Raw genomic sequence first — 23,639 nt, 5'->3', positions numbered from 1 at the left:
CGCCGGGCCGGCCGCGACCCGGCCGGGCCTAGGCTGGGTCCATGCGCACAGTCCTCGTTTTGAACGGCCCGAACCTCGGACGCCTCGGCAGCCGGGAGCCTGACGTCTACGGCTCAGCCGACCTCGACGACCTATGGACGCTGCTCACCGATTCCGCACCGGAGGACGTCACCGTCGATGTGCGTCAGACCGACGACGAGGCCGAGCTCATCCACTGGCTCTACGAAGCCGTGGACACGACAACCCCGGTGGTGCTCAATCCTGCCGCCTTCACGCACTACAGCTACGCGCTGCGCGACGCCGCTGCCCTCGTCACCAAAGCCGGCATCCCGCTCGTCGAGGTCCACATCTCCAACCCGCACGCCCGCGAGACCTTCCGCCACACCAGTGTGGTCAGCGCCGTGGCGACCGGAGTCATCGCCGGATTCGGCTTCGACTCCTACCGCCTCGCCCTCGACCACATCGTGCGCCTGGGCTGACCTCCTCCCGGGTCCCTGGGCGCACCGAATCGATCCGTCGCGGCGTGTCGGCTACACTCGTCTGAGACCTTTGGTCGCGCACCTTCCCAATTGAATCGAACGGAACACCTCTTCATGGCATCTACCGCCGACATTAGAAATGGCGTCGTCCTCAACATCGACAAGCAGCTGTGGGCCGTCATCGAATTCCAGCACGTCAAGCCCGGAAAGGGCGGCGCGTTCGTGCGGACCAAGCTGAAGAACGTCGTCACGGGCAAGACCGTCGACCGCACCTTCAACGCCGGCGCCAAGATCGAGACCGAGAACGTCGACCGTCGCGACTTCCAGTACCTCTACGCGGATGGCGAATCGTACGTCTTCATGGACGTCTCGGACTACGACCAGCTCACGGTGTCCGCCGCCGTCGTCGGCGATGCCGCCAACTTCATGCTCGAGAACCAGGCCGTGACCGTCGCTCTGCACGACGGCAACCCGCTCTACGTCGAACTGCCGGCATCCGTCGTGCTTGAAATCACCTACACCGAGCCGGGCCTGCAGGGCGACCGCTCCACCGGCGGCACCAAGCCCGCGACCGTTGAAACCGGCTACCAGATCCAGGTGCCGCTGTTCCTCGAGCAGGGCACCAAGGTCAAGGTTGACACCCGCAACGGTGACTACCTCGGCCGCGTCAACTAGTGAGCGCCCGCACCAAGGCGCGCAAGCGCGCCATCGACATCCTGTACGCCGCCGACATCCGTCACACCACGATCCCGCAGTCGCTGGCCATGGAGGCCGAGCGCGCCGCCAACGAACCGGCCCGCATGGTGTCCTGGCTGTACGCCCGGGACATTGTGGACGGCGTCGTCGATCACCGCGAGGAGATCGACGAATTGATCGAGACCTACTCGCAGGGCTGGACGCTCTCGCGGATGCCCACGATCGACCGGGCCATCCTGCGCATCGGCATCTGGGAGATCCTGTACAACGACGCCGTGCCGCACGCGGTCGCGATCGACGAGGCCGTCGAGGCCGCCAAGGTGCTCTCGACCGATGACTCGGCCGGGTTCGTCAATGGACTCCTCGGGCGCATCGCCCAGACGGCGCCATCCGCCTGAGCCGACCGCATCGTCGGCTTGAGCAGCACGTAGTACCGGTCCCGGGCGCATCGCTCGGGACCGGATCCATGAGGGGGAGAACATGACGGAACGCATCGACGGGACCACCGACTCAAACACTGGCGAGTACCCGGCCGGTAACCCGGGAGACCAGCCCGCGGCGCCTGCGCCGTACAAGGCTGCGTCCACCATGGCGCCCACCGCCCCGTACGCCGGACCCGTCGCGCCGCGCACGAACACCCTCGCGATCGTGGCGTTGGTGACCGGATTCTGCTGCAACATCGCAGCCGTGATCACCGGGCACATCGCGCTGAGCCAGATCAAGCGCACCGGCGAGGCCGGCAAGGGCCTCGCCATCGCTGGGCTCGTACTCGGCTACGCGAGCATCGGCCTCACGGCGGTGCTGCTCGTGGTGCTCGTGTTCTTCACGGCGGCGATGGGTGCGTTCGTCAGCGCCGTCGCCGGCGCCACCTCGTCGGTGACATCCGAGTCGACCTCGGGGCCGACCGGTCAGATCGGTGCCGCCTATTTCGACGAGGGTTACCTCCTCGTCGGCACCGGAAGCACCGTCGTCGACCTGTACATCGATCCGATGTGCCCGTACTGCGGCCAGTTCGATATCGCCAACGGCGACACCCTGGCTGCACTGGTCGCGGACGGCACCATCACCCTGCGGCTGCACTCGTTGACCTTCCTCGACGAAGCCTCACAGGGCACCGAGTACTCCACGCGGGCGTCCGCCGCACTGACCTGCGAAGCCTCGATCAACCCCGAGTCCACCCTCGACTACCTGGCTGCACTGTTCGCGAATCAGCCGACCGAGGGCACCACCGGCCTCAGCGACGATGAACTCGTGGCGTTGTCCGCCGGCGGCTCGTCCATCGCCGAGTGCGTCACGGGCGAGCAGTACCACGCCTGGTCGCAGCAGAACACGGATGCCGCGCTGACGGGCCCGATCCCCGGCGCTGAGATCTCGTCGATCCAGGGCACGCCCACCGTCCTGATCGACGGAATCCAGTACGACGGCCCGATCGGCGACCCGCAGGCTCTCGCCGACGCCATCCTGGGCGTGACCAGCTAGCCTGCCGTTCAGGTGGCCAGGCGTTCAGGTGGCCAGCGTGATGCTCGGAACCATACCGGCGATCGACGCCCAGAGTTTCACGTCGTCGCCGGGCTGGGGCCGATAGGGCGTCCCCGACTTGTCGCGGCACTCCAACGAGATCTGCGCCTCCAGGGCCACGCCGATCGCGTAGGTCCGGGACCCGCGCAATTGGAGGGTCACCGAGAGGTCGGTGAAGGCATGGCGTTGTGAACTGATCGCCGAACCACCCTTGCCGCTCTCGTCGAAAGCAAAGAGGGTCCGAGAGCCGAACGGGCTCAGCAACTCCCAGGCCCCGGTGATCGGGTCGATCTCCCAACCGGCGACATATGCGGTGCCCCGGTACGAGAAGGCCGCGAACCCGATCGGTCCGGCGGGCAGGAACCACCACCGGCTCTCGGCGACCAGGTCCACCGAGGCCGTGACCGTCACCGAGGAGAGGCTGGCCCGGGGCACGAGCGTCACCCCGGTTCCGGCGAATCCGATATCACCGGAGTCCATCGCGGAGGTGTTCACCCAGCTGAACAGTCGTCCGGTCTTCTCCGACGCGTCGCTGCCATCCGGCTGCCCGTCGCGGCCGTTCGCCCACCGATACCGAAAGCGATGATCGTCGGGGGCCGGTGAACTCCAATAGGTGCGATAGTCGGCGTCGGCCGGGATGTACAGGTTGTCTGGCCAGGTGACGACGAAGGGCGCACGCGCACGGAAATAGTTCGCGAACAGGGCCTCACGATATTTCTTCACGCCGACAAGGGTGCGGGCCGCGTCGCCCGTGGTGAGCTCGATCTCATCGTGCACGGCCTCGATCTCGCGTCGCCGCACGAAGCTGATGGGTCCGGCCGGCGCGCCGACCTCCGAGTCGACGTTCGAGGGTTCACGCGACTCGGACCTCGCCGTCGATGCGTCCCCGGTGGCTTCGCGCCGGTTCTGACGGTGGGTGCCGGCAGGTTCAGGTTCGGCGTTTGGGACGTCAGCGGCTGCGTCCACCGTCGGGTCGACGGGCACATCGTTCGCCGGGTCGTCAGCCGGAACCGGGCGCTGGTCGTCGGGCGGGTCACCGTGCCGATCCTGGGGCCGGTCGTTGTCGGCGGGGCTCATCAAATCACCTCCTGGCGCCACGGGCGCGCTGCATGGCAGATCGGGGAGTTGTGTCGCAAGGCAGGGTAGTCACCCCGATGTGGTTACGCGAGGTCTGCAACGCATCGAGAGAGACATCCAACGAGCGCGGGCCTGTGTCGGCGTCAGAACGGTGGGTTTTCGGGTGCCGGTGGTGTGGGCTTCCGGGTCGGCCGGTGCCTGGGCGTCAGGTAGCTCTCGTCGGCGGGCCGCTTCCGGGTTTTCGGCCCCACCACCGGTGGCCGGGGCCGGGGTGGTGCCATCGGGTTGGCGGGGTCGGTGCGGTAGCTGCGTTTCCCGGGTGAGGTCCACAGCAAGATGCCGCCGGGTTCCTGGGTGACCCGCCACTGGGAGAGGTGTTTGAGCCGGTGGTGGGGTTCGCAGAGGTGGGCGAGGTTGTCACTGTCGGTGGTGCCGCCGCCGGCCCAGGGGGTGGTGTGGTCGACGTCGCTTGTCACCGCCGGGCGGGAGCAGCCGGGGAACCGGCGGGTTTCGTCGCGCACTCGCAGCCATTTCTTCATGGCCTTGGTGTTCTTGTGCTGGGTTTTGCCCAGCGAGAGCACCACCCCGGTTTCCGGGTGGGTGAGCAGACGGGTGAAGCTCGGCGCGTGCCCGGCGATCTCCCGCGCGGCCTCGGGGGAGATGGGCCCGTAGCCTTCGAGGGTGGCGGGTTCCTCGTCCAGGCCCAACAGCGTGAGCACCGGCACGGCCACCATCACCGTGCCGCGGATCCCGGCACCCATCCCGTCGGGGGTGATGCCGTCCAGCAGCAGTGCCCGGGTGATGTCGGCGCGGAGCTGGTCCAGGGTGCGCGTATTCTGCTCCTCGTCCACTTCCGAGTCCCCGCCAGCGCCAGCTCGAGCTTCAGCGCTCGTGTCAGCGCCGGCTTCCGTCCGGGCGGGGTCACCGAGTCTCTTCAGGCTCACGGCCATCGAGTTGATCCGGTCGTAGGCGGCTTTGGTGTCGGGGGCGGTGCCGTACCAGTGCAACCAGCCCATCCCATCCGCAGCGGCCTCCCAGCGGCTGTGCCGCTCGGCGAGGGCGTTCTTCGTGCGGATCACGATGGACTCCGGGTGCAGCCGCTCCCGCAGCCGTCGGGCCCTGTCGCGGAACCGGCCCACCGGTAGTCGCTTCGCCTCCGGCAGGACCTTCTCCTCGAACGCGGCCTGGTCCTCGTCGGGCAGGGTGCGGATCTGGTCGAGCAGGGTGGTGGCGTGCCGGTAGCTGATCTCGCCGTGGGAGAACGCCTCGAAGGTGGCCGGTGCGTAGGAGCAGAGGTAGCGGGCCTCGTCCAGTTGCCGGTCGATGGTGTGTTCGGCCACCCGGGTCAGGCAGGCGGTTTCGCTCACGATGGTGCGCCGGGCGACCTCGTGGTCGTCCCACCGGTTGTGGGCGGCCGCGCGGGCCTGGTCGTCGGTCATGGTGGCCGCGTTGTGGTCGGAGAGGCGGATGTTCTCCGGGTTGCCGTGCAGCCGGGAGGCGACCTGGGGTTGTTCGCTCCAGTCCTGCAGGTCCACCAGGTGTGCGATGCGGCGGGCCTGGGCCTGGGCGATGAGGCGGTCATCGGCCGCGATCCGTTCGGTGTGCCTGATCAGATCGGTCTGGACACGGTCGTCCAGGGTGGGCTCCGGAGAGTAGTCGTCATCGTCCGGAGCGGGCGGTGGTGCCACAGCAGGGCTACTCATAGTGAGATCGTCTCACCTACCACTGACACTGCATCCGCCCGATCACGACCCCGGGCGAAGACATCCGCGAACCGTGAGAAAAGCCCCAAAAATCGCGAAATCCTGGGGCTTGACTCACAGTTCGCGGGACCACGCTCACGCGTTGCGAGGCAGGGGAGGGAGAGGGGCGGGGCGGGGATGCTAGGGTCTAAGGGTACTAATGACCTACTTTAAGAGCCGTCCTGTGAGACGGGAAAGGAGGTCGGTTTGACGGAGCGCACCGTGCTCACCCAGGCTGACATCACCCGAGCGTTGACTCGGATCTCGCACGAGATCCTGGAGTCCAATCGTGGAAGCGAGAACCTGGTCATTCTGGGCATCCCCACCAGGGGAGTGGCCCTCGCCCAGCGGATAGCCGAGATCATCCAGCGCATCGAACCGGCATCCGCCGCCGTGCGCGTCGGCTCTCTCGACGTGACCATGTACCGTGACGACCTCGCGCATACCCGCACCCGTACCCCCGCGCCCACGCAGGTGCCGGGCAGCATCGACGGTGCCACCGTGGTCCTGGTCGACGACGTGCTCTACTCCGGCCGCACCATCCGCGCCGCCCTGGACGCCCTCGGCGACCACGGCCGCCCCAGCGTCGTGCGGCTGGCCGTCCTGGTGGACCGCGGCCACCGTGAGCTGCCGATCCGCGCCGACTTCGTGGGCAAGAACCTGCCCAGCGCCACGCACGAACGCATCAACGTGCACGTCACCGAGGTCGACGGTGACGAGTTCGTCAGCATTGAGGGAGGAATGGAGTCATGAGGCACCTGCTCTCCACCAAGGCGCTCAGCCGCGACGAGGCCATCAGCCTGCTCGACATCGCCGAAGACATGGCCGATGTGGCCAACCGGGAGGTCAAGAAACTCCCGACCCTGCGCGGCAAGACCGTGGTGAACCTCTTCTTCGAGGACTCCACCCGCACCCGCATCTCCTTCGAGGCCGCCGCCAAGCGACTCAGCGCCGACGTGATCAACTTCAGCGCCAAGGGCTCCAGCGTCTCCAAGGGCGAAAGCCTCAAGGACACAGCCCAGACCCTCGCCGCGATGGGCGCTGACGGCGTCGTCATCCGGCACCCCGCGTCAGGAGCCCCGCAGGTGCTGGCCGGCAGCGGCTGGATCGACGCCGGCATCATCAACGCCGGCGACGGTACCCACGAACATCCCACCCAGGCCCTGCTCGACGCATTCACCATCCGCCGCCGCCTGCACGGCGGGGCCTCCCGCGGCCGCGGTCTCGACGGCGTCACCGTCACCATCGTCGGCGACATCCTGCACTCCAGGGTCGCCCGCTCCAACCTGTGGCTGCTGAACACCCTCGGCGCACACGTCACCTTCATCGCCCCGCCCACCCTGGTGCCCGCCGACACGTCCGCCTGGCCGGCCGCCATCGGCTACGACCTCGACGCGGCCATCGACGCCGGCCCCGATGTGGTGATGATGCTGCGCATCCAGGCCGAGCGGATGAACGCCGCGTTCTTCCCGAACAGCCGCGAGTACTCCCGCCGCTGGGGCCTGGACGACGAGCGATTCGCCCGGCTGTCGTCGCATAGCATTGTCATGCACCCCGGACCGATGAATCGCGGCCTGGAGATCTCCTCCGCCGCGGCCGACTCCGACCGGTCCACCGTGCGCGAACAGGTCGCAAACGGGGTATCAGTGCGCATGGCCGCGCTGTACCTGTTGTTATCGGGCGACCGAGAGGATCACTGAATGTCCAGCGAACGCTACCTTGTGCGTGGAGCACAGCTCAGCGACGGAACCACCACCGACCTGCTGCTGGCCGACGGTGTCATCACTGCTACCGGCACCCAGCTGTCGGATGCCGGCGCCACCGTCGTCGACGCCGACGGGCTCATCGCGCTGCCCGGCCTGGTCGACCTGCACACGCACCTCCGCGAACCCGGCTACGAGCAGAGCGAAACCGTGCTCACCGGCAGCCAGGCGGCAGCCATCGGCGGGTTCACCACGGTATTCGCCATGGCGAACACCTCGCCCGTACAGGACACCGCCGGCGTCGTCGAGCAGGTCCTCGCGCTGGGGGAGAGCGCCGGTTACGTGACCGTGCAGCCGATCGGTGCCGTCACCGTCGGCCTGGCCGGTGAACGCCTCGCCGAACTCGGCGCCATGGCCGCCAGCCGCGCCAATGTGCGGGTCTTCTCCGACGACGGCTTCTGCGTCTCCGACCCGCTCCTGATGCGACGGGCCCTCGAGTACGTCAAGGCCTTCGACGGTGTCGTCGCCCAGCACTCCCAGGAACCGCGCCTCACCGTTGGCGCACAAATGAACGAGGGTGCCCTCTCCAGCGAGCTCGGCCTCACCGGCTGGCCCGCCGTCGCCGAGGAATCGATCATCGCCCGCGACGTACTGCTGGCCGAACACGTGGGTTCGCGCCTGCACGTCTGCCACCTCTCCACCGCCGGTGCCGTCGACGTGGTGCGTTGGGCCAAGGCCCGCGGCATCAATGTGACCGCGGAGGTCACCCCGCACCACCTGCTGCTCACCGAGGAACTCGTGGCCGGCTACGACGCCCGCTACAAGGTGAACCCGCCGCTCCGCCGCCGCGAAGACGTCGAAGCCCTGCGCCAGGGTCTGGCCGACGGCACCATCGACATCATCGCCACCGACCACGCCCCGCACCCCGTCGAGTCCAAGGACTGTGAATGGGACGCCGCCGCCAACGGCATGGTCGGCCTCGAATCCGCCCTGTCGGTGGCCCACGCCGCCGTGGTGGAGACCGGGTTCCTCAACTGGCGCGACCTCGTCAGGGTGATGTCGACGACCCCGGCGCGGATCGGACGCATCCAGGCCCAAGGCCACCAGCTCACTGTCGGCGCCCCCGCCGAACTCACCCTCTACGACCCGAGCGCCCGCCGGGTGTTCGGCCGCGAGAATCTGATCGGCAAGGGCGTCAACTCTCCCTACCTACAGATGACGCTGCCCGGCCAGGTGCTGGCCACTTTCCACCGCGGCTATGCCACCGTGCTCGACGGCGTGCTGCAGAGCACGGCCCAGATCGAAGCCGCCCGGGGTCCGTTGGTACGGGGCGCCCATGAGTAGCCGCACGATTGCGACGATCATCACGGCGCTGGTCCTCCTCGCCGTCCTCGCCCTGATGCTGCGCTCCTGGCGGCTGCGCACCAAGCGGGATGCCGCGCTGCCCGCCGGCTACCCGCAGCCCGCCGATCGCGGCCGTGAACTGGCCTCCGCCGCAGCTCTGTACGTCGCCACGACCCCCCGCGACACCCCGTTGGAACGCCTGAACCTCCCCGGACTCGGCTTCCGTGCCCGCGGCGGCGTGACCGTCACCGAGCAGGGCGTGCTGCTCGAACTCGCCGGCTCGCCCGCCCTGTTCATCCCGGCGGATGCCGTGCAGCTCGTCGCCGACGCCACCGTCGCCATCGACCGGGTGGTCGAGCCCGGCGGCCTGCTGCTGCTCGGCTGGCGGCTGAACTCCGTTGGCGTCAACACCACAGACACCCCCACCGACACCCCCACCGGTGTCGACAGCTACTTCCGTTTCAGCGACCCCGTCGACCGGCGTGCGATCACCGAAGCGATCAGATCTATCACTGCAGAACATGGCACGACAGAACATGGCACGACAGAACCTGGCAAGACCGAATTCGGCACCGAAGAAAGTGAGGTGTAGCCCGTGAGCTACCCAACAACCACACCGGCCCCGGCCGTACTCGTCCTCGAAGACGGCAGCCGATACGTGGGACGCGCCTACGGCAGCCTCGGCCAGACCCTCGGCGAGATCGTGTTCGCCACCGGCATGACCGGCTACCAGGAGACTCTCACCGACCCCTCCTACGCCGGCCAGATCGTGCTGATGACCGCGCCGCACATCGGTAACACCGGCGCCAACGACGACGACATGGAATCTTCCCGCATCTGGGTCTCCGGTTTCGTGGTGCGCGAGCCCGCCAGAGTACCGTCGAACTTCCGCTCCCAGCGCACCCTCGACGCCGACCTCGAGTCGAATGGCGTCGTGGGCATCAGCGGCATCGACACCCGCGCCGTCACCCGGCACATCCGCTCGCTCGGTTCCATGCGCAGCGGCATCTTCTCCGGTGAGGGCTATGAACTCTCCGAGGGCGAACAGCTCGAACTCGTCCGCGGCGGGGCCAGCATGCGCGGCCGAAACCTGTCCGACGCTGTCTCCACCGTCGAGCCGTACTCGATTCCGGCGCAGGGCGAACGCATCGGCTCTGTCGCCGTGCTCGACCTCGGCGTCAAGACCTCTACTCTCAACTACCTCGCCGAGCGCGGCTTCGAGGTTCTGGTGCTCCCGCAGTCGATCACCGCGGAGCACGTGCTCTCGCTGAACCCGACCGCCCTGTTCTTCTCGAACGGCCCCGGTGACCCCGCCGCCAGCGACGCCCACGTGACCCTGCTGCAGGAAGTGATGCGTGCGGGAGTGCCGTACTTCGGCATCTGCTTCGGCAACCAGCTGCTGGGCCGTGCTCTCGGCTTCGGCACCTACAAGCTGCCGTTCGGCCACCGCGGCATCAACCAGCCGGTGCTCGACAAGGCCACCGGCCGGGTCGAGATCACCTCGCAGAACCACGGCTTCGCCGTGGACATGCCCATCGAGGGCATCAGCGAATCCACGACCGGATTCGGCCGCGTGGAGGTCAGCCACTACAGCCTCAACGACCAGGTCGTCGAGGGCATCAGGTGCCTGGACATCCCGGCCTTCTCGGTGCAGTACCACCCGGAGTCCGCGGCCGGCCCGCACGACGCCAACTATCTTTTCGACAGGTTCAGGGATGTGGTGGTCGCGCACGCGGCCGCCGGAGCAGGAGACGCCAAGTAATGCCCAAGCGCGACGATATCAACAGCGTCCTCGTCATCGGAAGCGGCCCGATCGTCATCGGTCAGGCCTGCGAGTTCGACTACTCGGGCACCCAGGCCTGCCGGGTCCTCCGCGAGGAGGGCGTCCGGGTCATCCTGGTCAATTCCAACCCGGCCACCATCATGACCGACCCCGACTTCGCCGACGCGACGTACATCGAGCCGATCACCCCGGAGATCCTCGAGACCATCATCGCCAAGGAGCGTCCGGATGCGATCCTGCCGACCCTGGGCGGCCAGACGGCCCTCAACGCGGCCATCGCCCTGCACGAGCGCGGCATCCTCACCAAGTACAACGTCGAGCTCATCGGCGCCAGTTTCGAAGCGATCAACAAGGGTGAAGACCGCCAGATCTTCAAGCAGCTGGTGCTCGACGCCGGCGCTGATGTGGCCAAGTCCTACATCGCGCACACCGTGGACGAGGCCGTCGGCTTCGCAGAGGACCTCGGCTACCCGCTCGTGGTGCGCCCGTCCTTCACCATGGGCGGCCTGGGCTCCGGCTTCGCGTACACCGAAGCCGAGCTCCGCCGCATCGTCGGCGACGGCCTGCACCAGAGCCCGACCACCGAGGTGCTCCTGGAGGAGTCCATCCTCGGCTGGAAGGAATACGAGCTCGAGATGATGCGCGACACCGCCGACAACACGGTGGTCGTCTGCTCGATCGAGAACGTCGACCCCGTCGGCGTGCACACCGGCGACTCCATCACCGTCGCGCCGGCGCTCACCCTCACCGACCGCGAGTACCAGAAACTGCGCGACATCGGCATCGACATCATCCGCGCCGTCGGCGTCGACACCGGTGGCTGCAACATCCAGTTCGCCATCGACCCGGCCAACGGCCGCATCATCGTGATCGAGATGAACCCGCGGGTGTCCCGCTCCTCGGCACTGGCCAGCAAGGCCACCGGATTCCCGATCGCCAAGATCGCCGCGAAGCTGGCCCTGGGCTACCGCCTCGACGAGATCCCCAACGACATCACCAAGGTGACCCCGGCCAGCTTCGAACCCACCCTGGACTACGTCGTCGTCAAGGTGCCCAGGTTCGCGTTCGAGAAGTTCCCCAAGGCCGACCAGCGCCTGACCACCACCATGAAGTCGGTCGGTGAGGCCATGGCCATCGGCCGCAACTACGCCTCAGCCCTGCAGAAGGCGCTCCGCTCACTCGAAAAGCGCGGCTCCTCCTTCCACTGGGGTGCGGAGACCCGCACGGTCGAGGAGCTCCTCGAAATCGCCGAGGTTCCCACCGACGGCCGCATCGTCACCGTGCAGCAGGCGCTGCGCAAGGGCGCCACCATCGAGCAGCTCTTCGCAGCCACCAAGATCGACCCGTGGTTCCTCGACCAGATCGTGCTCATCAACGAGATCGCCGATGCCGTCGCCGCCTCGGACACCCTCGACACCGAGATCCTGCGCACCGCCAAGGACCACGGCTTCTCCGACGCCCAGATCGGCGAGCTCCGCGGCTTCGGCGAGGCCGATGTGCGCAAGGTCCGGCACATCCTCGGCGTACGCCCGGTGTTCAAGACCGTTGACACCTGCGCCGGCGAATTCCCCGCCCTCACCCCGTACCACTACTCGAGCTACGACCAGGAGACCGAGGTCGTCCCGTCCGAACGCAGGAAGGTCGTCATCCTCGGTTCCGGCCCGAACCGGATCGGCCAGGGCGTCGAGTTCGATTACTCCTGCGTGCACGCCTCGTTCGCCCTCTCCGAGGCCGGTTACGAGACCATCATGATCAACTGCAACCCGGAGACGGTCTCCACCGACTACGACACCAGCGACAGGCTCTACTTCGAGCCGCTCACCCTGGAAGACGTGCTGGAGATCATCCACGCCGAAAGCCAGAGCGGCGAACTCGTCGGTGTGGTCGTGCAGCTCGGCGGCCAGACCGCGCTGGGCCTGGCCAAGGGACTGGAAGCCGCTGGAATCCCGATCCTGGGCACCTCCCCGACGGCGATCGACCTGGCCGAGGAACGTGGCCTGTTCAGCGGCATCCTCGCCGACGCCGGCCTGCTCGCGCCCCGCAACGGGGTGGCCACCGACTACAGCGGCGCCGTCGTCGTGGCCGAGGAGATCGGCTACCCGGTGCTCGTGCGACCCAGCTACGTGCTCGGCGGCCGCGGCATGGAGATCATCTACGACAGTGCCTCGCTGGCCGACTACTTCACTCGAATGCAGGGCCAGGGCATCATCGGCCCGTCGCACCCGTTGCTGGTGGACCGCTTCCTCGACGACGCCATCGAGATCGACGTCGACGCCATCTACGACGGCCACGAGCTCTACATCGGCGGGGTGATGGAACACATCGAAGAGGCCGGCGTGCACTCCGGTGACTCGAGCTGCACCCTGCCGCCGGTGACCCTCGGCCGCGCCGAGATCGACAGGGTCCGCGACGCGACCCTGGCCATCGCCCAGGGCATCGGCGTGCGCGGACTGCTGAACGTGCAGTTCGCCATCGGCGCCGGGGTGCTTTACGTGCTCGAAGCCAACCCGCGCGCGTCCCGCACCGTCCCGTTCGTCGCCAAGGCGCTCGGTATCACGCTGGCCAAGGCCGCCTCGCTGATCATGGTCGGCACCACCATCGCCGAGCTCAAGGCCAACGGCCAACTGCCTCTGATCGACGGTTCCCGAGTGCCGATGGACTCGCCGGTCGCCGTGAAGGAAGCTGTGCTGCCGTTCAACAGGTTCCGCACCAAGGAAGGCCTCATCGTCGACTCGGTGCTCGGCCCGGAGATGCGTTCCACCGGAGAGGTCATGGGCATCGACCGCGACTTCCCGCGGGCGTTCGCCAAGAGCCAGCTCGCCGCCTACGGCGGAATCCCGCTCACCGGAACGGTCTTCGTGTCGGTCTCCGACCGGGACAAGCGCGCTGTGATCCTGCCGATGCTGCGCCTCTCGCAGCTGGGCTACACGATCATGGCCACCGAAGGAACCGCCGAAGTTTTGCAGCGGAACGGAATCGGGGCCACAGTGGTGGCAAAGTTCAGCGAAAAGGCCGATGAGTCCGTGGACACCGTCGTCGACCTGATCCGGCGCGAGGAGGTGCAGATCGTGATCAACACACCGAACGGTCGCACCGCACGCGCCGACGGCTACGAGATCCGCGCCGCGGCCGTCGCCGGCGACCTGCCCTTGTTCACCACCATCGCGGAGTTGAGCGCCGCCGTCGCGTCTATCGACTCGATCCGCACCGGCTTCGACGTCACCAGTCTGCAGGAGTACGCGGCGAAACGGGCGGCGGCACTGTGACTCCAGCCGGCGCAGAGATCCCAGCCGAACCCGTAGCCGGCGCCCAAGCCTTCGGCGCACGTCTGCACGGTGCCTTCGCCCGATTCGGCCGGCTCTGCGTCGGCATCGACCCGCACTCCTGGTTGCTGACCGACTGGGGCTTGCCGGACACCGCCGCAGGGGCCGAAAGCTTCGGCCGGGCTGTCGTGGCCGCCGCCGCGGGACGGGTGGGCATCGTCAAGCCCCAGGTGGCGTTCTACGAGCGGTTCGGCTCCGCCGGCTACCTGGCACTGGAACGAGTGCTCGCCGACGCGCGGGCGGCGGGCCTTCTGGTCATCGCCGACGTCAAACGCGGCGACCTGGGCACCAGTGTCGAAGCCTACGGCCAGGCCTGGCTGAGCCAGGGCTCGCCGCTGGAGGTCGACGCCATCACCGTGAACCCGTACATGGGGGTCGGCTCGCTGAACAGCACCGTTGACCTCGCCGCGGACAATCACAAGGGACTGTTCCTGCTCGCCGCGACCTCCAATCCGGAGGCCGCCCGCCTGCAGCAGGCCGTGCTCGCGGACGGAGCCCACGCCGGCCGTTCCGTGGCCGCGTCGGTACTCGACCAGGTTGCCGCCATCAACGCCGACCGCGTGCCGGCTGGCTCGTTCGGGTCGATCGGCGTGGTCCTCGGGGGCACGGTTTCACTGGCCGACTTCGGCATCGACATCCACGCCCCGGCCGCCCCGGTCGTCACCCCGGTGCTCGCCCCTGGCTTCGGCCACCAGGGTGCGAATCCCACCGATCTGGCCGGTTTGTTTGGCGGATACGCTCAAGGCGTTATCGTGAGTGAATCGCGCAGCGTTTTATCCGCCGGTCCCGCCCGTGTGGCCGATGAGATAACCCGCCGATCAACCGAAGCTGGAGCGACCCGTGGCTGATAATCGCCCTACCCCACCCGACGTCGACCGCGTCGCGGCCTCCCGCGCCGCCGTCGCAGCCCGACGAGCCCGCGCAGCCGTGAAGGCACAGGTCGCGGCCGGTGAACGTACCTCCCTCGACGTGCTCGCCGCCGCCGTCAAGGAACCGAACGGCGTGGAGGGCCGGCTGAGGGTGACCGAGCTTCTCGTGAGCATCCCCGCCATCGGGGTGACCAAGATGCAGCGCATCATGACCCGGCTGGAGATCTCGCCGTCCAAGCGCCTGGGCGGCCTCGGCAAGCACCAGCGCGACCGGCTGCGCGACTTCCTCGCTGCCCGGCCCACCGCCCGCCGGGGTGCGCCGGACTCCAGGCTCGTGGTCCTCGCCGGACCGACCGCGGTCGGCAAAGGAACCGTCGCCGCGCACATTCGCGAACACCACCCCGAGGTGCACCTGTCGGTGTCCGCGACCACCAGGGCCCCACGTGCCGGCGAGGTCGAGGGCGTCAGCTACTTCTTCGTCGACGACGCCGAGTTCGACCGGATGATCGAAGCCGGCGAACTCCTGGAATATGCCACCGTGCACAATGCCTACCGCTACGGCACCCCGCGCGGCCCTGTCGAGGCGGCCATCGCCGACGGCAACAGCGTTCTGCTCGAGATCGACATCCAGGGTGCCCGCTCGGTGCGCCGGGCGATGCCGGAGGCCCGACTGGTCTTTCTGCTGCCCCCCACCTGGGACGAGTTGGTGCGCCGCCTGATCGGGCGCGGCACCGAGGATTCGGCCGAACAGGCCCGCCGGCTGGAGACCGCGAAGCTCGAATTGGCCGCCCAGGGCGAGTTCGATTACCGCGTCGTAAACAGCGACGTGGCCGAAGCGGCCGAAGAAGTCGTAGACTTGATGCAGATTCGCAAGGCATCGGCGCCGTCGTAGCGCCCGCTGTACTTGAATTCCTCGCGTCGACCAGGCGCATCATCGTGGTCAATGTCCGGTTTCCGGCCACGGAAACCAATGTAATGACCGCGCAGCCCGTACATTTTGCTTGAACAGCATGAAGGAGTGTGACAGCGTGCCCAACAAGCCCACTGGCATCATTGACCCGCCCATCGACGACCTGCTCACCAAGGTCGATTCCAAGTACGCCCTGGTGATCTTCGCGTCCAAGCGCGCCCGCCAGATCAACGACTACTACGCAGACCTTCACGAAGGCAGCCTGTTCGACAACGTCGGACCGCTCGTCGACTCCACCGTCGACGACAAGCCGCTCTCCGTGGCGCTGCGCGAAATCAACGAGGACAAGCTCACCTCGAAGCCCATCGTCGAATAACTCGACGCAGCTCTCACGTAAGCGCGCAGGATGTCGACTGGTCGCACGATCGTCGTCGGGGTAACCGGCGGAATCGCTGCCTATAAGGCCGTCAACGTCGTGCGCGCTTTTGTGCTGCTCGGGGACGACGTCCACGTCGTCGCCACGGAGGCTGCACTGCGGTTCGTCGGCAAGCCGACGCTCGAGGCGATCTCCCGCAACCCCGTGCACACCGACCTCTACGAGGGCGTTGCCGAGGTGCGTCACGTGGCCATCGGCCAGTCCGCCGACCTCATCGTGATCGCCCCGGCCACCGCCAACAGCATCGCCAAGATCGCCCTCGGTCTGGCCGACGACCTGCTGGGCAACACCATCCTGGCCAGCACCGCCCCGCTCGTGATCGCCCCCGCGATGCACACCGAGATGTGGAACAACCCCGCCACGGTGGCCAACATCGCCACCCTCCGCCGTCGGGGGGTCACCATCGTCGGGCCGGGCACCGGCCGGTTGACCGGCTCCGATTCCGGCCAGGGCCGGATGGAGGAACCCGACACCATCGTGGACGCCGCCCTCGCCGCCCTGGCCGCCCATCGCGCGGACACCCCCGCGAGTGTTCAGCTTCCGGACCTGGCCGGCCGGCACGTGCTGATCAGCGCCGGCGGCACCCGGGAGCCCCTTGACCCCGTGCGCTTCCTCGGTAACCGGTCCAGCGGGCGCCAGGGCGTCGCGCTGGCCGAAGCCGCCCTGGCCAGGGGAGCCGTCGTGACCCTGGTCGCCGCGCACCTGGAGATCGCTGCACCGTCCGGCGTCTCCGTGCACAGCGTCAGCACCACCCTGGAACTGCAGCAGGCGATGCGGGACGCCGCCGCCGCCGCAGACATCGTCATCATGGCCGCCGCCGTCGCGGACTACCGGCCGGCGGAGGTGCAGGACGGCAAGATCAAGAAGGATGTGGCGGGAGACCGGGTCACCCTGGACCTGGTGCGCAACCCCGACGTGCTCGTCGGCCTCGTGCAGGAGCGGCGCCCCGGCCAGGTCATCGTGGGGTTCGCCGCCGAAACCGAAGCCGACGACACGGCGCGCCGCGAACTCGGCCGCACCAAGATCCTCCGCAAGGGCTGCGACCTCCTGGTGCTCAACAGGGTCGGCTGGACCCAGGGGTTCGCCACCGAACGTAATCAAATCGAGGTCCTGGACGGCGCCGGAGATATAGTGATGGAGGCCGACGGAACGAAATTGTCGGTGGCCCACCGTATTCTCGACAGCATCCTGGGCAGCAGCATCGACGCCCTCCGAGCGGACGCACCCGTCTCTTGAGAAGGTGTCGCCCGGGCCGGTGTCAGCCAGGCCGGCGTCACCCGGGTACTGAGCGATCAGGCATGCTCGCACCCGCACACCATTCAACCGCAGCACATTTATCCAAGAATTGAGACGAGCCCCGATGAGCGATCTTCGCCTCTTCACCTCGGAGTCGGTCACCGAAGGCCACCCGGACAAGATCTGCGACCAGATCTCCGACAGCATCCTCGACGCCCTCCTCACGGAAGACCCGCACAGCCGGGTCGCGGTGGAGACTCTCGTCACCACCGGCCTCGTGCACGTGGCCGGTGAGGTCACCACGGCGGGCTACGTCGAGATCCCGTCGATCGTGCGCAAGTGCATCACCGACATCGGCTACGATTCCTCCGACGTCTGGTTCGACGGCCGCTCCTGCGGTGTCGAGATCTCCATCGGCGGGCAGTCTCCCGACATCGCCCAGGGTGTCGACGACGCCTACGAGAGCCGGGAGCAGGACAGCCTGGACGACTACGACCGCCAGGGCGCCGGCGACCAGGGCATCATGTTCGGGTACGCCACCCGCGAGACCCCCGAACTGATGCCGATCCCGATCTGGATCGCGCACCGCATGGCCGAACGCCTCGCCGAGGTCCGCAAGTCCGGTGAACTGAGTTACCTCCGGCCCGACGGCAAGACCCAGGTCACCATCGGCTACGACGGCATCATTCCCCGCACCGTCGAAACCGTCGTGCTCTCCACCCAGCACTCCCCGTCGGTGCGCACCGACCAGCTGCGCGCCGAGATCGCCGAACTCGTCATCAAGCCCGTGCTCGAGCGCGTCGACCTCGACGCGAGCAATCTGCGCACCCTGGTGAACCCCACCGGCCGGTTCGAGATCGGCGGACCCCAGGGCGACGCCGGACTCACCGGACGCAAGATCATCATCGACACCTACGGCGGCTCCAGCCGGCACGGTGGCGGTGCGTTCAGCGGCAAGGACCCGTCCAAGGTCGACCGCTCCGCCGCATACGCCATGCGCTGGGTCGCCAAGAACGCCGTTGCCGCCGGACTGGCCGAGCGACTCGAGATCCAGGTGGCATACGCCATCGGCACCGCCTCCCCGGTGGGCCTCTACGTGGAAACCTTCGGCACCGGCGCCCTGCCGGACAAGGACATCACCGCCGCCATCCGCGAGGTCTTCGACCTGCGACCGGCCGCGATCATCCACGACCTGGACCTGCTGCGGCCGATCTACGCCCAGACCGCGACCTACGGCCACTTCGGCCGCGAACTGCCCGACTTCACCTGGGAACGACTCGACAGGGTTGATGACCTGAGAAGCGCAGCCGGACTCTGAAGCCTGGAGGCCGCAGATGACCCGCACCGGCCTCATCGCGAGGGTGCTGATCGACTCGCCCCTGCCGCAACTGGACCATCTCTTTGATTACGCCATTCCCGACGAGCTGGCGCACCTCGCCCAGCCCGGGGTGCGGGTGCGGGTTCCGTTGCGCTCGGCGAACCGCGTGGCCGACGGCTACCTGATCGAGCTGATCGATCCGAAGAAGGCCGCGGCGACGGTCGCTCCGACCGAGGGGGCGACCCTGGACGGCATCGGCGGCGCCGACACCGGCTACAGCGGCAAGCTCAGCCCGGTCGACTCGATAGTGTCTGCCGTACCCGTGCTCACCGAGTCCGTCTGGCAGCTCGCGCGGCGCCTGGCCGACCGGGCGGCCGGCAACGCGAGCGACATCGTGCGCCTGGCCGTGCCGCCCCGCGCCGTGCGGGTGGAGAAGGCCTGGCTCGCCGCCCGGGACGTCACACCCGATGCGTCGGCCACGAATCCGGCCGGCCCGTTGGCCGAACCCGGTTTCGCCGAATACCCGCCGGAAACGCTCGGTACCATCGTGGCCGACCGGCTGCGCGTCTGCGTCGCCGCGGTGCCCAGCCTGGTGCGCCTGTCCGGCCCGGACGACGGCGGCAGCACCGTGGGTACCTGGGCTATCACCATGGCCGAACTCGCCGTATCGGCGCTGCGCCAGGGCAAGAGCAGCATCCTGGTGGTGCCGGACTACCGCGATCAGGACCAGCTTCAGGCCGCCCTGACGACGCTGGCGCCCGCGGACGACGTCGTCCGCGTCGACGCCAGGCAGAGCAATCCGGACCGCTACCGCGGTTTCCTCACCCTCCTCGAGGGCCGGCCGCGGATCATCCTCGGCAACCGGTCCGCGGTGTATGCCCCGGCGCACGACCTCGGGCTGATCGTGCTGTGGGACGACGGCGACCCGCTCTACGGCGAACAGCTCAGTCCCTACGTGCACGCCCGCGACGCCGCCCTGATCCGCCGGGAGGCCGCCGACTGCGCGCTGGTCTTCATCGGCCACTCGCGCAGCGTGGAGACCGAACGACTGGTCGAGATCGGCTGGTTGCGCGCCGTGCACCCCACCCGCGACAGCCACCCCCGGGTGATCCCCACCACCTTCCAGTCCGAACCCGACGCACAGGCCAGGGCCGCCCGCATCCCGTCAGCGGCGTGGCTCGCCGCGAAGGAAGCCGTGCGGAACGGACCCGTGCTGGTGCAGGTCGCCAGTCCCGGCTACGCACCGATGCTGGCCTGCCGCTCCTGCGGAAAAGCCGCCCGATGCACTCAGTGCCAGGGACCGCTGGCCCTCGCCACTGCCAACGCCACCCCCGCCTGCCGCTGGTGCGGCCACCTCGCCGCCGGCTGGCACTGCTCGCACTGCGAGGCCACCACCCTGCGCGTGGTCACCGTCGGCACTGGTCGCACCGCCGAGGAGCTCGGCCGGGCCTTCCCCGGCTCCCGGGTGATCGTCGCCGACGGCGAGCACACCGTGCAGACCATCGGGCCGGAGCCCGCCCTGGTGATCGCCACCCGCGGCGCCGAGCCGATACCCCGCAACGGCTACAGCGCCATCCTGCTGCTCGACGGCGAACGGATGCTCGCCCGCGAGTCGCTGCGGGTGGGGGAGGATTGCCTGCGCTGGTGGGCCAACGCCGCCGCGCTGGCCGCTCCCGGCGCCTCCGTGATGCTCGCCGGAGTGGGCGGGGCCCTCGCCCACGCCCTGAACACCTGGCAGCCAGGTCCCTACGCCGCCGCCGAACTCGCCGACCGCCGCCAGCTACGCTTCCCCCCGGCGGTGCGGGTGGCCTCCGTCACCGGAACCACCGCGGAGGTGGAGACCGCCATCGAGTCGCTGGCCGAGCTGCCAGGTCTCGACGTGCTCGGCCCGGTCAGCCACGACCCCGCCGGCCCTGCCCAGAAGACCGGCGGGCCCGCGCTGGTGCGCGCCATCGTCCGGTTCGGCTACCCGCTCGGCGACGAGGTCGCCCGCACCCTCAAGGCCGCCATCGTGCGCAACGCGGCCAGCCGACGCAAGCCCAAGGGCGCCGCGTTCCGCCCTGCACCTACACTCAAAGTACGATTCGACGACCCGGAGCTGCTGTAAATGAAACTCGTCTTCGCCGGGACCCCACAGGTCGCCGTGCCCAGCCTGACCCTCCTGGCCTCCTCTGCCCATGAGATCGCCGCCGTGGTGACCCGCCCGGATGCCGCCCTCGGTCGCAAACGCGTGCTCACCCCGTCACCGGTGGCCGCTGCCGCTGAAAGCCTCGGCCTGCCCGTCATCAAGGCCAACCGGCTCGACGCCGACGCGACCGCGGCCATCACCGCCCTGAACGCCGACCTCGGCGTCATCGTGGCCTACGGCGGCCTGGTGCGCGAGCCCCTGCTCTCCGCGCCCCGTCTGGGCTGGATCAACCTGCACTTCTCCCTGTTGCCCCGCTGGCGCGGTGCGGCGCCCGTGCAACGCGCGATCATGGCCGGAGACGCCGAGACCGGCGCCGCCGTGTTCCAGCTCGTCGCCGACCTCGACGCCGGAGCCGTCTTCGCCGAGCTCAGGGCGCCCATCGGCCGGCACGCCACCGCGGGCACTCTGCTGGAGAGCCTCAGCCACAGCGGTGCCGAACTGCTCGGACGCGTCGTCGACGACCTCGCCGCCGGCAGCATCCGGGCCGTCGAACAGAGCGGCGAGGTCACCCTCGCCCCCAAGCTCAGCCTCGCCGACGCGCGGGTGGACTGGACGCTGCCCGGTGAGAGGGTCCACGCCATCATCCGCGGCGTCACCCCCGAACCCGGCGCATTCACCGAGATCGACGGCGCCAGACTCAAACTCCACGACGTGGCGCCGGCACACGGCCAACCCGGCCTCAGCCCCGGCCACATCACCCTCCACGACAAACGCGTTCTGATCGGCACCGGCACGGAGCCGCTCGAACTCATCACCGTACAACCGGCAGGAAAAACCCCAATGAAAGCACTTGACTGGTGGCGCGGAGTGGCAGCATCCGAGGTGATCGCCTCATGAGCGACCGCCGGGGCGACTCCCGCCCGAACACCGCCCGCACGAACGCTGCCCGCACGAGCGCTGCACGTCCAAGTCACGTCGTGCAGCCCGCCCGCCGGGTCGCCTACGAGGTGATCGCGGCCGTCCGGGAATCCGACGCATACGCGAACCTGCTGCTGCCCACCCGCATCCAGCGGGCGGCCCTCAACACGGCGGATGCCGCGTTGGCCACCGAGCTCACCTACGGCACCCTGCGCATGCAGGGCTTCTACGACAGGGTCATCGCCGAGGCCGCCGGCCGGCCCGTCACGGCCATCGACCCGGCCATCCTCGACGTGCTCAGGCTCGGCGCGCACCAACTGCTGGCCACCCGCGTCGCCACCCACGCCGCCGTCAACGAATCCGTCGAACTCGCCCGCCAGGTGGGCTCCCGCTCCGCGACGGGCTTCACCAACGGTGTGCTGCGCGCGATCGCCCGAGTCAGCGCCGACGAGTGGCGCGAACGCATCCTCGCCGACACCACGTCGCCGGACGACACCCTCGCGGCCCTGTACTCACACCCGGTCTGGGTGGTGCGGGCGTTCCGGCTGTCCCTGCGCCAGGAGGGTCGCGAAGCTGAACTCGAAGAGCTCCTCGCCGCCGACAACGCCGCACCGCGGGTCAACATGGTGGCGCTGCCCGGCCTCGCCGGCGACACCGCCGAGCTGGGCGACCCCAATGCTTTCTCGCCCACGGGTTTCGTACTCGCCGGGGGAGACCCGCACCACCTGATGAAAGACAGCAACGGCCGCCTGCGGGTGCAGGACGAGGGCTCCCAACTCGCCGCCCTCGCCCTCAGCCGCGCCCGCCCGGTCGTGGAGGGCGAGCGCTGGCTCGACCTGTGCGCCGGACCCGGCGGCAAGGCCGCCCTGCTCGCCGCGGAGGCCCTGAACGGCGGCGCCAGCCTCGTCGCCAACGAGGTCGTCCCGGCCAGGGCACAGCTGGTGCGGGCGGCGCTGGCCGCTGTTCCCGCCGACGTGCCAGTGTGGGAGATGGACGGCACCTGGGTCGGCGAAGACCAGCCCCAGGTCTTCGACCGGATCCTGCTCGACGCCCCCTGCACCGGGCTCGGCGCCCTGCGCCGGCGCCCCGAGGCGCGCTGGCGGAAGCAGCCCAAGGACGTCGCGGAGCTCTCCGACCTGCAGTCCGCCCTGATCCACGCGGCCCTCGGCGCCCTCAAGCCCGGCGGCATCCTGGCCTACGTCACCTGCTCGCCGCACATCGCCGAGACCCGGGGGATCGTGGCGACCGCCCGTAAGGCCTGGGGCGACAAGATCGCGCCGATGGACACGGCCGCAGTGGTGCAGGGCCTGGCCGTGCAGCCGCTGGACCTGGCCGGCGACCCCGGCAGCGTGCAGCTCTGGCCGCACCGGCACGGCACCGACGCGATGTTCATCACCCTGCTGCAGCGGCAGCCGGACTGACGGGCCGCACTGAGCGGCCCGCCGGCGGCGATTCGGTAGGGTGAAACCATGGTTACCCGGATCAACCCGAGCATTCTCGCCGCAGACTTCGCCAACCTGGAGAGGGAATTCGGCCGCATCAGCACCGCCGACCTCGCCCACGTCGACGTCATGGACAACCACTTCGTGCCGAACCTCACCCTCGGACTGCCGGTCGTGGAACGCCTCCTGCAGGTGTCCCCGATCCCGTTGGACATCCACCTGATGATCGACGACCCCGACCGCTGGGCGCCCGCATACGCCGAGGCCGGCGCCTACTCGGTGACCTTCCACGCCGAAGCGGCCACGGATGCCGTCGCCCTGGCCCGGCGCCTGCGCGCCATCGGCGCCAGGGCCGGCATCGCCCTCAAGCCCGGCACCCCGGTGGAGCCCTACCTCGACCTGCTCGAGGAGTTCGACCAGGTGCTGGTCATGACGGTCGAGCCGGGCTTCGGCGGGCAGAGCTTCATGGCGTCGACGATGCCCAAGCTCGGCCTCCTGGCCGACGCCGTGCGGCAGCGGGGCCTCGACGTCTGGCTGCAGGTCGACGGTGGCATCACCGAGGACACCATCGCACAGGCCGCCGCGGCCGGCGCCAACACCTTCGTGGCCGGATCCAGCGTCTTCAACGGCGACCCGGCCGGGCAGATCGCCCGGCTCCGCTCGGCCGCCGAGTTGCACGCGCACGCGCACTAGCGTGCCGGACCGGTAACCTGTAGA

The 23,639-nt window shown here is 68.8% G+C and carries 21 protein-coding genes; 19 read left to right on the top strand and 2 right to left on the bottom strand.

Annotation, left to right across the window (positions count from 1 at the left end; translation table 11 throughout):
• Window positions 1–41 precede the first annotated feature (41 nt).
• The 4 genes from aroQ to RCH12_RS01070 all read left to right on the top strand — a co-directional run bounded on the left by aroQ (window position 42) and on the right by RCH12_RS01070 (window position 2,654).
• Window positions 42–479 carry a type II 3-dehydroquinate dehydratase gene (gene aroQ / locus RCH12_RS01085; RefSeq protein ID WP_088456292.1) on the top strand — a complete coding sequence of 146 codons (438 nt, stop codon included), beginning with the start codon at window positions 42–44 and terminating at the stop codon, window positions 477–479.
• 114 nt (window positions 480–593) lie between these two features.
• Window positions 594–1,154: an elongation factor P gene (gene efp / locus RCH12_RS01080; protein ID WP_088456291.1), complete on the top strand. Its 561-nt coding sequence runs from the start codon at window positions 594–596 to the stop codon at window positions 1,152–1,154.
• Window positions 1,154–1,573, top strand: coding sequence for a transcription antitermination factor NusB (nusB, locus tag RCH12_RS01075; protein WP_327015789.1), 420 nt, complete (start codon window positions 1,154–1,156; stop codon window positions 1,571–1,573). The genes efp and nusB overlap by 1 nt, the downstream gene beginning before the upstream one ends.
• 82 nt (window positions 1,574–1,655) lie before the next feature.
• Window positions 1,656–2,654 carry a DUF4190 domain-containing protein gene (locus RCH12_RS01070; protein ID WP_327015788.1) on the top strand — a complete coding sequence of 333 codons (999 nt, stop codon included), beginning with the start codon at window positions 1,656–1,658 and terminating at the stop codon, window positions 2,652–2,654.
• A 24-nt stretch (window positions 2,655–2,678) separates the two neighbouring features.
• Here the strand turns inward: RCH12_RS01070 and RCH12_RS01065 are convergent, their stop codons facing one another.
• Window positions 2,679–3,770: a hypothetical protein gene (locus tag RCH12_RS01065; protein WP_327015787.1), complete on the bottom strand. Its 1,092-nt coding sequence runs from the start codon at window positions 3,768–3,770 to the stop codon at window positions 2,679–2,681.
• A 143-nt stretch (window positions 3,771–3,913) separates the two neighbouring features.
• Window positions 3,914–5,473, bottom strand: a complete 1,560-nt coding sequence (locus tag RCH12_RS01060; RefSeq protein WP_327015786.1) for an HNH endonuclease signature motif containing protein — start codon at window positions 5,471–5,473, stop codon at window positions 3,914–3,916.
• 246 nt (window positions 5,474–5,719) lie between these two features.
• Here RCH12_RS01060 and pyrR point away from each other — a divergent pair, with 246 nt between their 5' ends.
• The 15 genes from pyrR (at window position 5,720) to rpe (ending at window position 23,615) form a co-directional block, all read left to right on the top strand.
• Window positions 5,720–6,265 (top strand): bifunctional pyr operon transcriptional regulator/uracil phosphoribosyltransferase PyrR, encoded by a 546-nt coding sequence (gene pyrR / locus RCH12_RS01055; protein ID WP_088456286.1) that lies wholly within the window; start codon window positions 5,720–5,722, stop codon window positions 6,263–6,265.
• Window positions 6,262–7,212 (top strand): aspartate carbamoyltransferase catalytic subunit, encoded by a 951-nt coding sequence (locus tag RCH12_RS01050; protein ID WP_103431893.1) that lies wholly within the window; start codon window positions 6,262–6,264, stop codon window positions 7,210–7,212. The genes pyrR and RCH12_RS01050 overlap by 4 nt, the downstream gene beginning before the upstream one ends.
• The gene (locus RCH12_RS01045) at window positions 7,213–8,559 is read left to right on the top strand and encodes a dihydroorotase (protein ID WP_327015785.1); all 1,347 of its coding nucleotides are present in this window, start codon (window positions 7,213–7,215) and stop codon (window positions 8,557–8,559) included.
• A complete protein-coding gene (locus RCH12_RS01040; RefSeq protein WP_327015784.1) occupies window positions 8,552–9,151 on the top strand; it encodes a PH-like domain-containing protein in 600 nt (199 codons plus the stop codon). The genes RCH12_RS01045 and RCH12_RS01040 overlap by 8 nt, the downstream gene beginning before the upstream one ends.
• Window positions 9,152–9,154: 3 nt before the next feature.
• Entirely contained in the window at window positions 9,155–10,321 is a 1,167-nt protein-coding gene (carA, locus tag RCH12_RS01035; protein WP_103431890.1) for a glutamine-hydrolyzing carbamoyl-phosphate synthase small subunit, read from the top strand.
• A complete protein-coding gene (gene carB, locus RCH12_RS01030; RefSeq protein ID WP_327015783.1) occupies window positions 10,321–13,608 on the top strand; it encodes a carbamoyl-phosphate synthase large subunit in 3,288 nt (1,095 codons plus the stop codon). The genes carA and carB overlap by 1 nt, the downstream gene beginning before the upstream one ends.
• On the top strand, window positions 13,605–14,513 hold the full coding sequence (gene pyrF, locus RCH12_RS01025; protein WP_327015782.1) for an orotidine-5'-phosphate decarboxylase: 909 nt from the start codon (window positions 13,605–13,607) through the stop codon (window positions 14,511–14,513). The genes carB and pyrF overlap by 4 nt, the downstream gene beginning before the upstream one ends.
• Window positions 14,506–15,426: a guanylate kinase gene (gene gmk / locus RCH12_RS01020; RefSeq protein ID WP_103431888.1), complete on the top strand. Its 921-nt coding sequence runs from the start codon at window positions 14,506–14,508 to the stop codon at window positions 15,424–15,426. The genes pyrF and gmk overlap by 8 nt, the downstream gene beginning before the upstream one ends.
• A 136-nt stretch (window positions 15,427–15,562) precedes the next feature.
• Window positions 15,563–15,820: a DNA-directed RNA polymerase subunit omega gene (rpoZ, locus tag RCH12_RS01015; RefSeq protein ID WP_066595628.1), complete on the top strand. Its 258-nt coding sequence runs from the start codon at window positions 15,563–15,565 to the stop codon at window positions 15,818–15,820.
• A 30-nt stretch (window positions 15,821–15,850) separates the two neighbouring features.
• Complete coding sequence (coaBC, locus tag RCH12_RS01010; RefSeq protein WP_103431887.1) at window positions 15,851–17,116, top strand: bifunctional phosphopantothenoylcysteine decarboxylase/phosphopantothenate--cysteine ligase CoaBC; 1,266 nt, start codon at window positions 15,851–15,853, stop codon at window positions 17,114–17,116.
• 124 nt (window positions 17,117–17,240) lie between these two features.
• Window positions 17,241–18,434 carry a methionine adenosyltransferase gene (gene metK, locus RCH12_RS01005; RefSeq protein ID WP_103431886.1) on the top strand — a complete coding sequence of 398 codons (1,194 nt, stop codon included), beginning with the start codon at window positions 17,241–17,243 and terminating at the stop codon, window positions 18,432–18,434.
• Window positions 18,435–18,450: 16 nt separating this feature from the next.
• Window positions 18,451–20,541 (top strand): primosomal protein N', encoded by a 2,091-nt coding sequence (locus RCH12_RS01000; protein WP_327015781.1) that lies wholly within the window; start codon window positions 18,451–18,453, stop codon window positions 20,539–20,541.
• The gene (gene fmt, locus RCH12_RS00995; protein WP_327015780.1) at window positions 20,542–21,459 is read left to right on the top strand and encodes a methionyl-tRNA formyltransferase; all 918 of its coding nucleotides are present in this window, start codon (window positions 20,542–20,544) and stop codon (window positions 21,457–21,459) included.
• Entirely contained in the window at window positions 21,456–22,901 is a 1,446-nt protein-coding gene (locus RCH12_RS00990) for an RsmB/NOP family class I SAM-dependent RNA methyltransferase (protein WP_327015779.1), read from the top strand. The genes fmt and RCH12_RS00990 overlap by 4 nt, the downstream gene beginning before the upstream one ends.
• 48 nt (window positions 22,902–22,949) lie before the next feature.
• Window positions 22,950–23,615 carry a ribulose-phosphate 3-epimerase gene (gene rpe, locus RCH12_RS00985; protein WP_103431882.1) on the top strand — a complete coding sequence of 222 codons (666 nt, stop codon included), beginning with the start codon at window positions 22,950–22,952 and terminating at the stop codon, window positions 23,613–23,615.
• Window positions 23,616–23,639 lie beyond the last annotated feature (24 nt).

It is taken from the genome of Cryobacterium sp. MP_3.1 (assembly GCF_035984795.1).
In the GTDB taxonomy this organism is placed as follows: Bacteria; Actinomycetota; Actinomycetes; order Actinomycetales; family Microbacteriaceae; genus Cryobacterium; species Cryobacterium zongtaii.
The sequence above is the reverse complement of the archived record's forward strand: the minus strand, read 5'-3'. Positions and strand labels throughout refer to the sequence as shown.

Coding starts and splice junctions, on each gene's coding strand:
- aroQ (WP_088456292.1), top strand. CDS start 42: ATGCGCACAGTCCTCGTTTTGAACGGCCCGAACCTCGGACGCCTCGGC.
- RCH12_RS01070 (WP_327015788.1), top strand. CDS start 1,656: ATGACGGAACGCATCGACGGGACCACCGACTCAAACACTGGCGAGTAC.
- RCH12_RS01045 (WP_327015785.1), top strand. CDS start 7,213: ATGTCCAGCGAACGCTACCTTGTGCGTGGAGCACAGCTCAGCGACGGA.
- RCH12_RS01065 (WP_327015787.1), bottom strand. CDS start 3,770: ATGAGCCCCGCCGACAACGACCGGCCCCAGGATCGGCACGGTGACCCG.
- efp (WP_088456291.1), top strand. CDS start 594: ATGGCATCTACCGCCGACATTAGAAATGGCGTCGTCCTCAACATCGAC.
- fmt (WP_327015780.1), top strand. CDS start 20,542: ATGAAACTCGTCTTCGCCGGGACCCCACAGGTCGCCGTGCCCAGCCTG.
- rpe (WP_103431882.1), top strand. CDS start 22,950: ATGGTTACCCGGATCAACCCGAGCATTCTCGCCGCAGACTTCGCCAAC.
- RCH12_RS01040 (WP_327015784.1), top strand. CDS start 8,552: ATGAGTAGCCGCACGATTGCGACGATCATCACGGCGCTGGTCCTCCTC.
- RCH12_RS01050 (WP_103431893.1), top strand. CDS start 6,262: ATGAGGCACCTGCTCTCCACCAAGGCGCTCAGCCGCGACGAGGCCATC.
- metK (WP_103431886.1), top strand. CDS start 17,241: ATGAGCGATCTTCGCCTCTTCACCTCGGAGTCGGTCACCGAAGGCCAC.
- carB (WP_327015783.1), top strand. CDS start 10,321: ATGCCCAAGCGCGACGATATCAACAGCGTCCTCGTCATCGGAAGCGGC.
- coaBC (WP_103431887.1), top strand. CDS start 15,851: ATGTCGACTGGTCGCACGATCGTCGTCGGGGTAACCGGCGGAATCGCT.
- RCH12_RS01000 (WP_327015781.1), top strand. CDS start 18,451: ATGACCCGCACCGGCCTCATCGCGAGGGTGCTGATCGACTCGCCCCTG.
- RCH12_RS00990 (WP_327015779.1), top strand. CDS start 21,456: ATGAGCGACCGCCGGGGCGACTCCCGCCCGAACACCGCCCGCACGAAC.
- RCH12_RS01060 (WP_327015786.1), bottom strand. CDS start 5,473: ATGAGTAGCCCTGCTGTGGCACCACCGCCCGCTCCGGACGATGACGAC.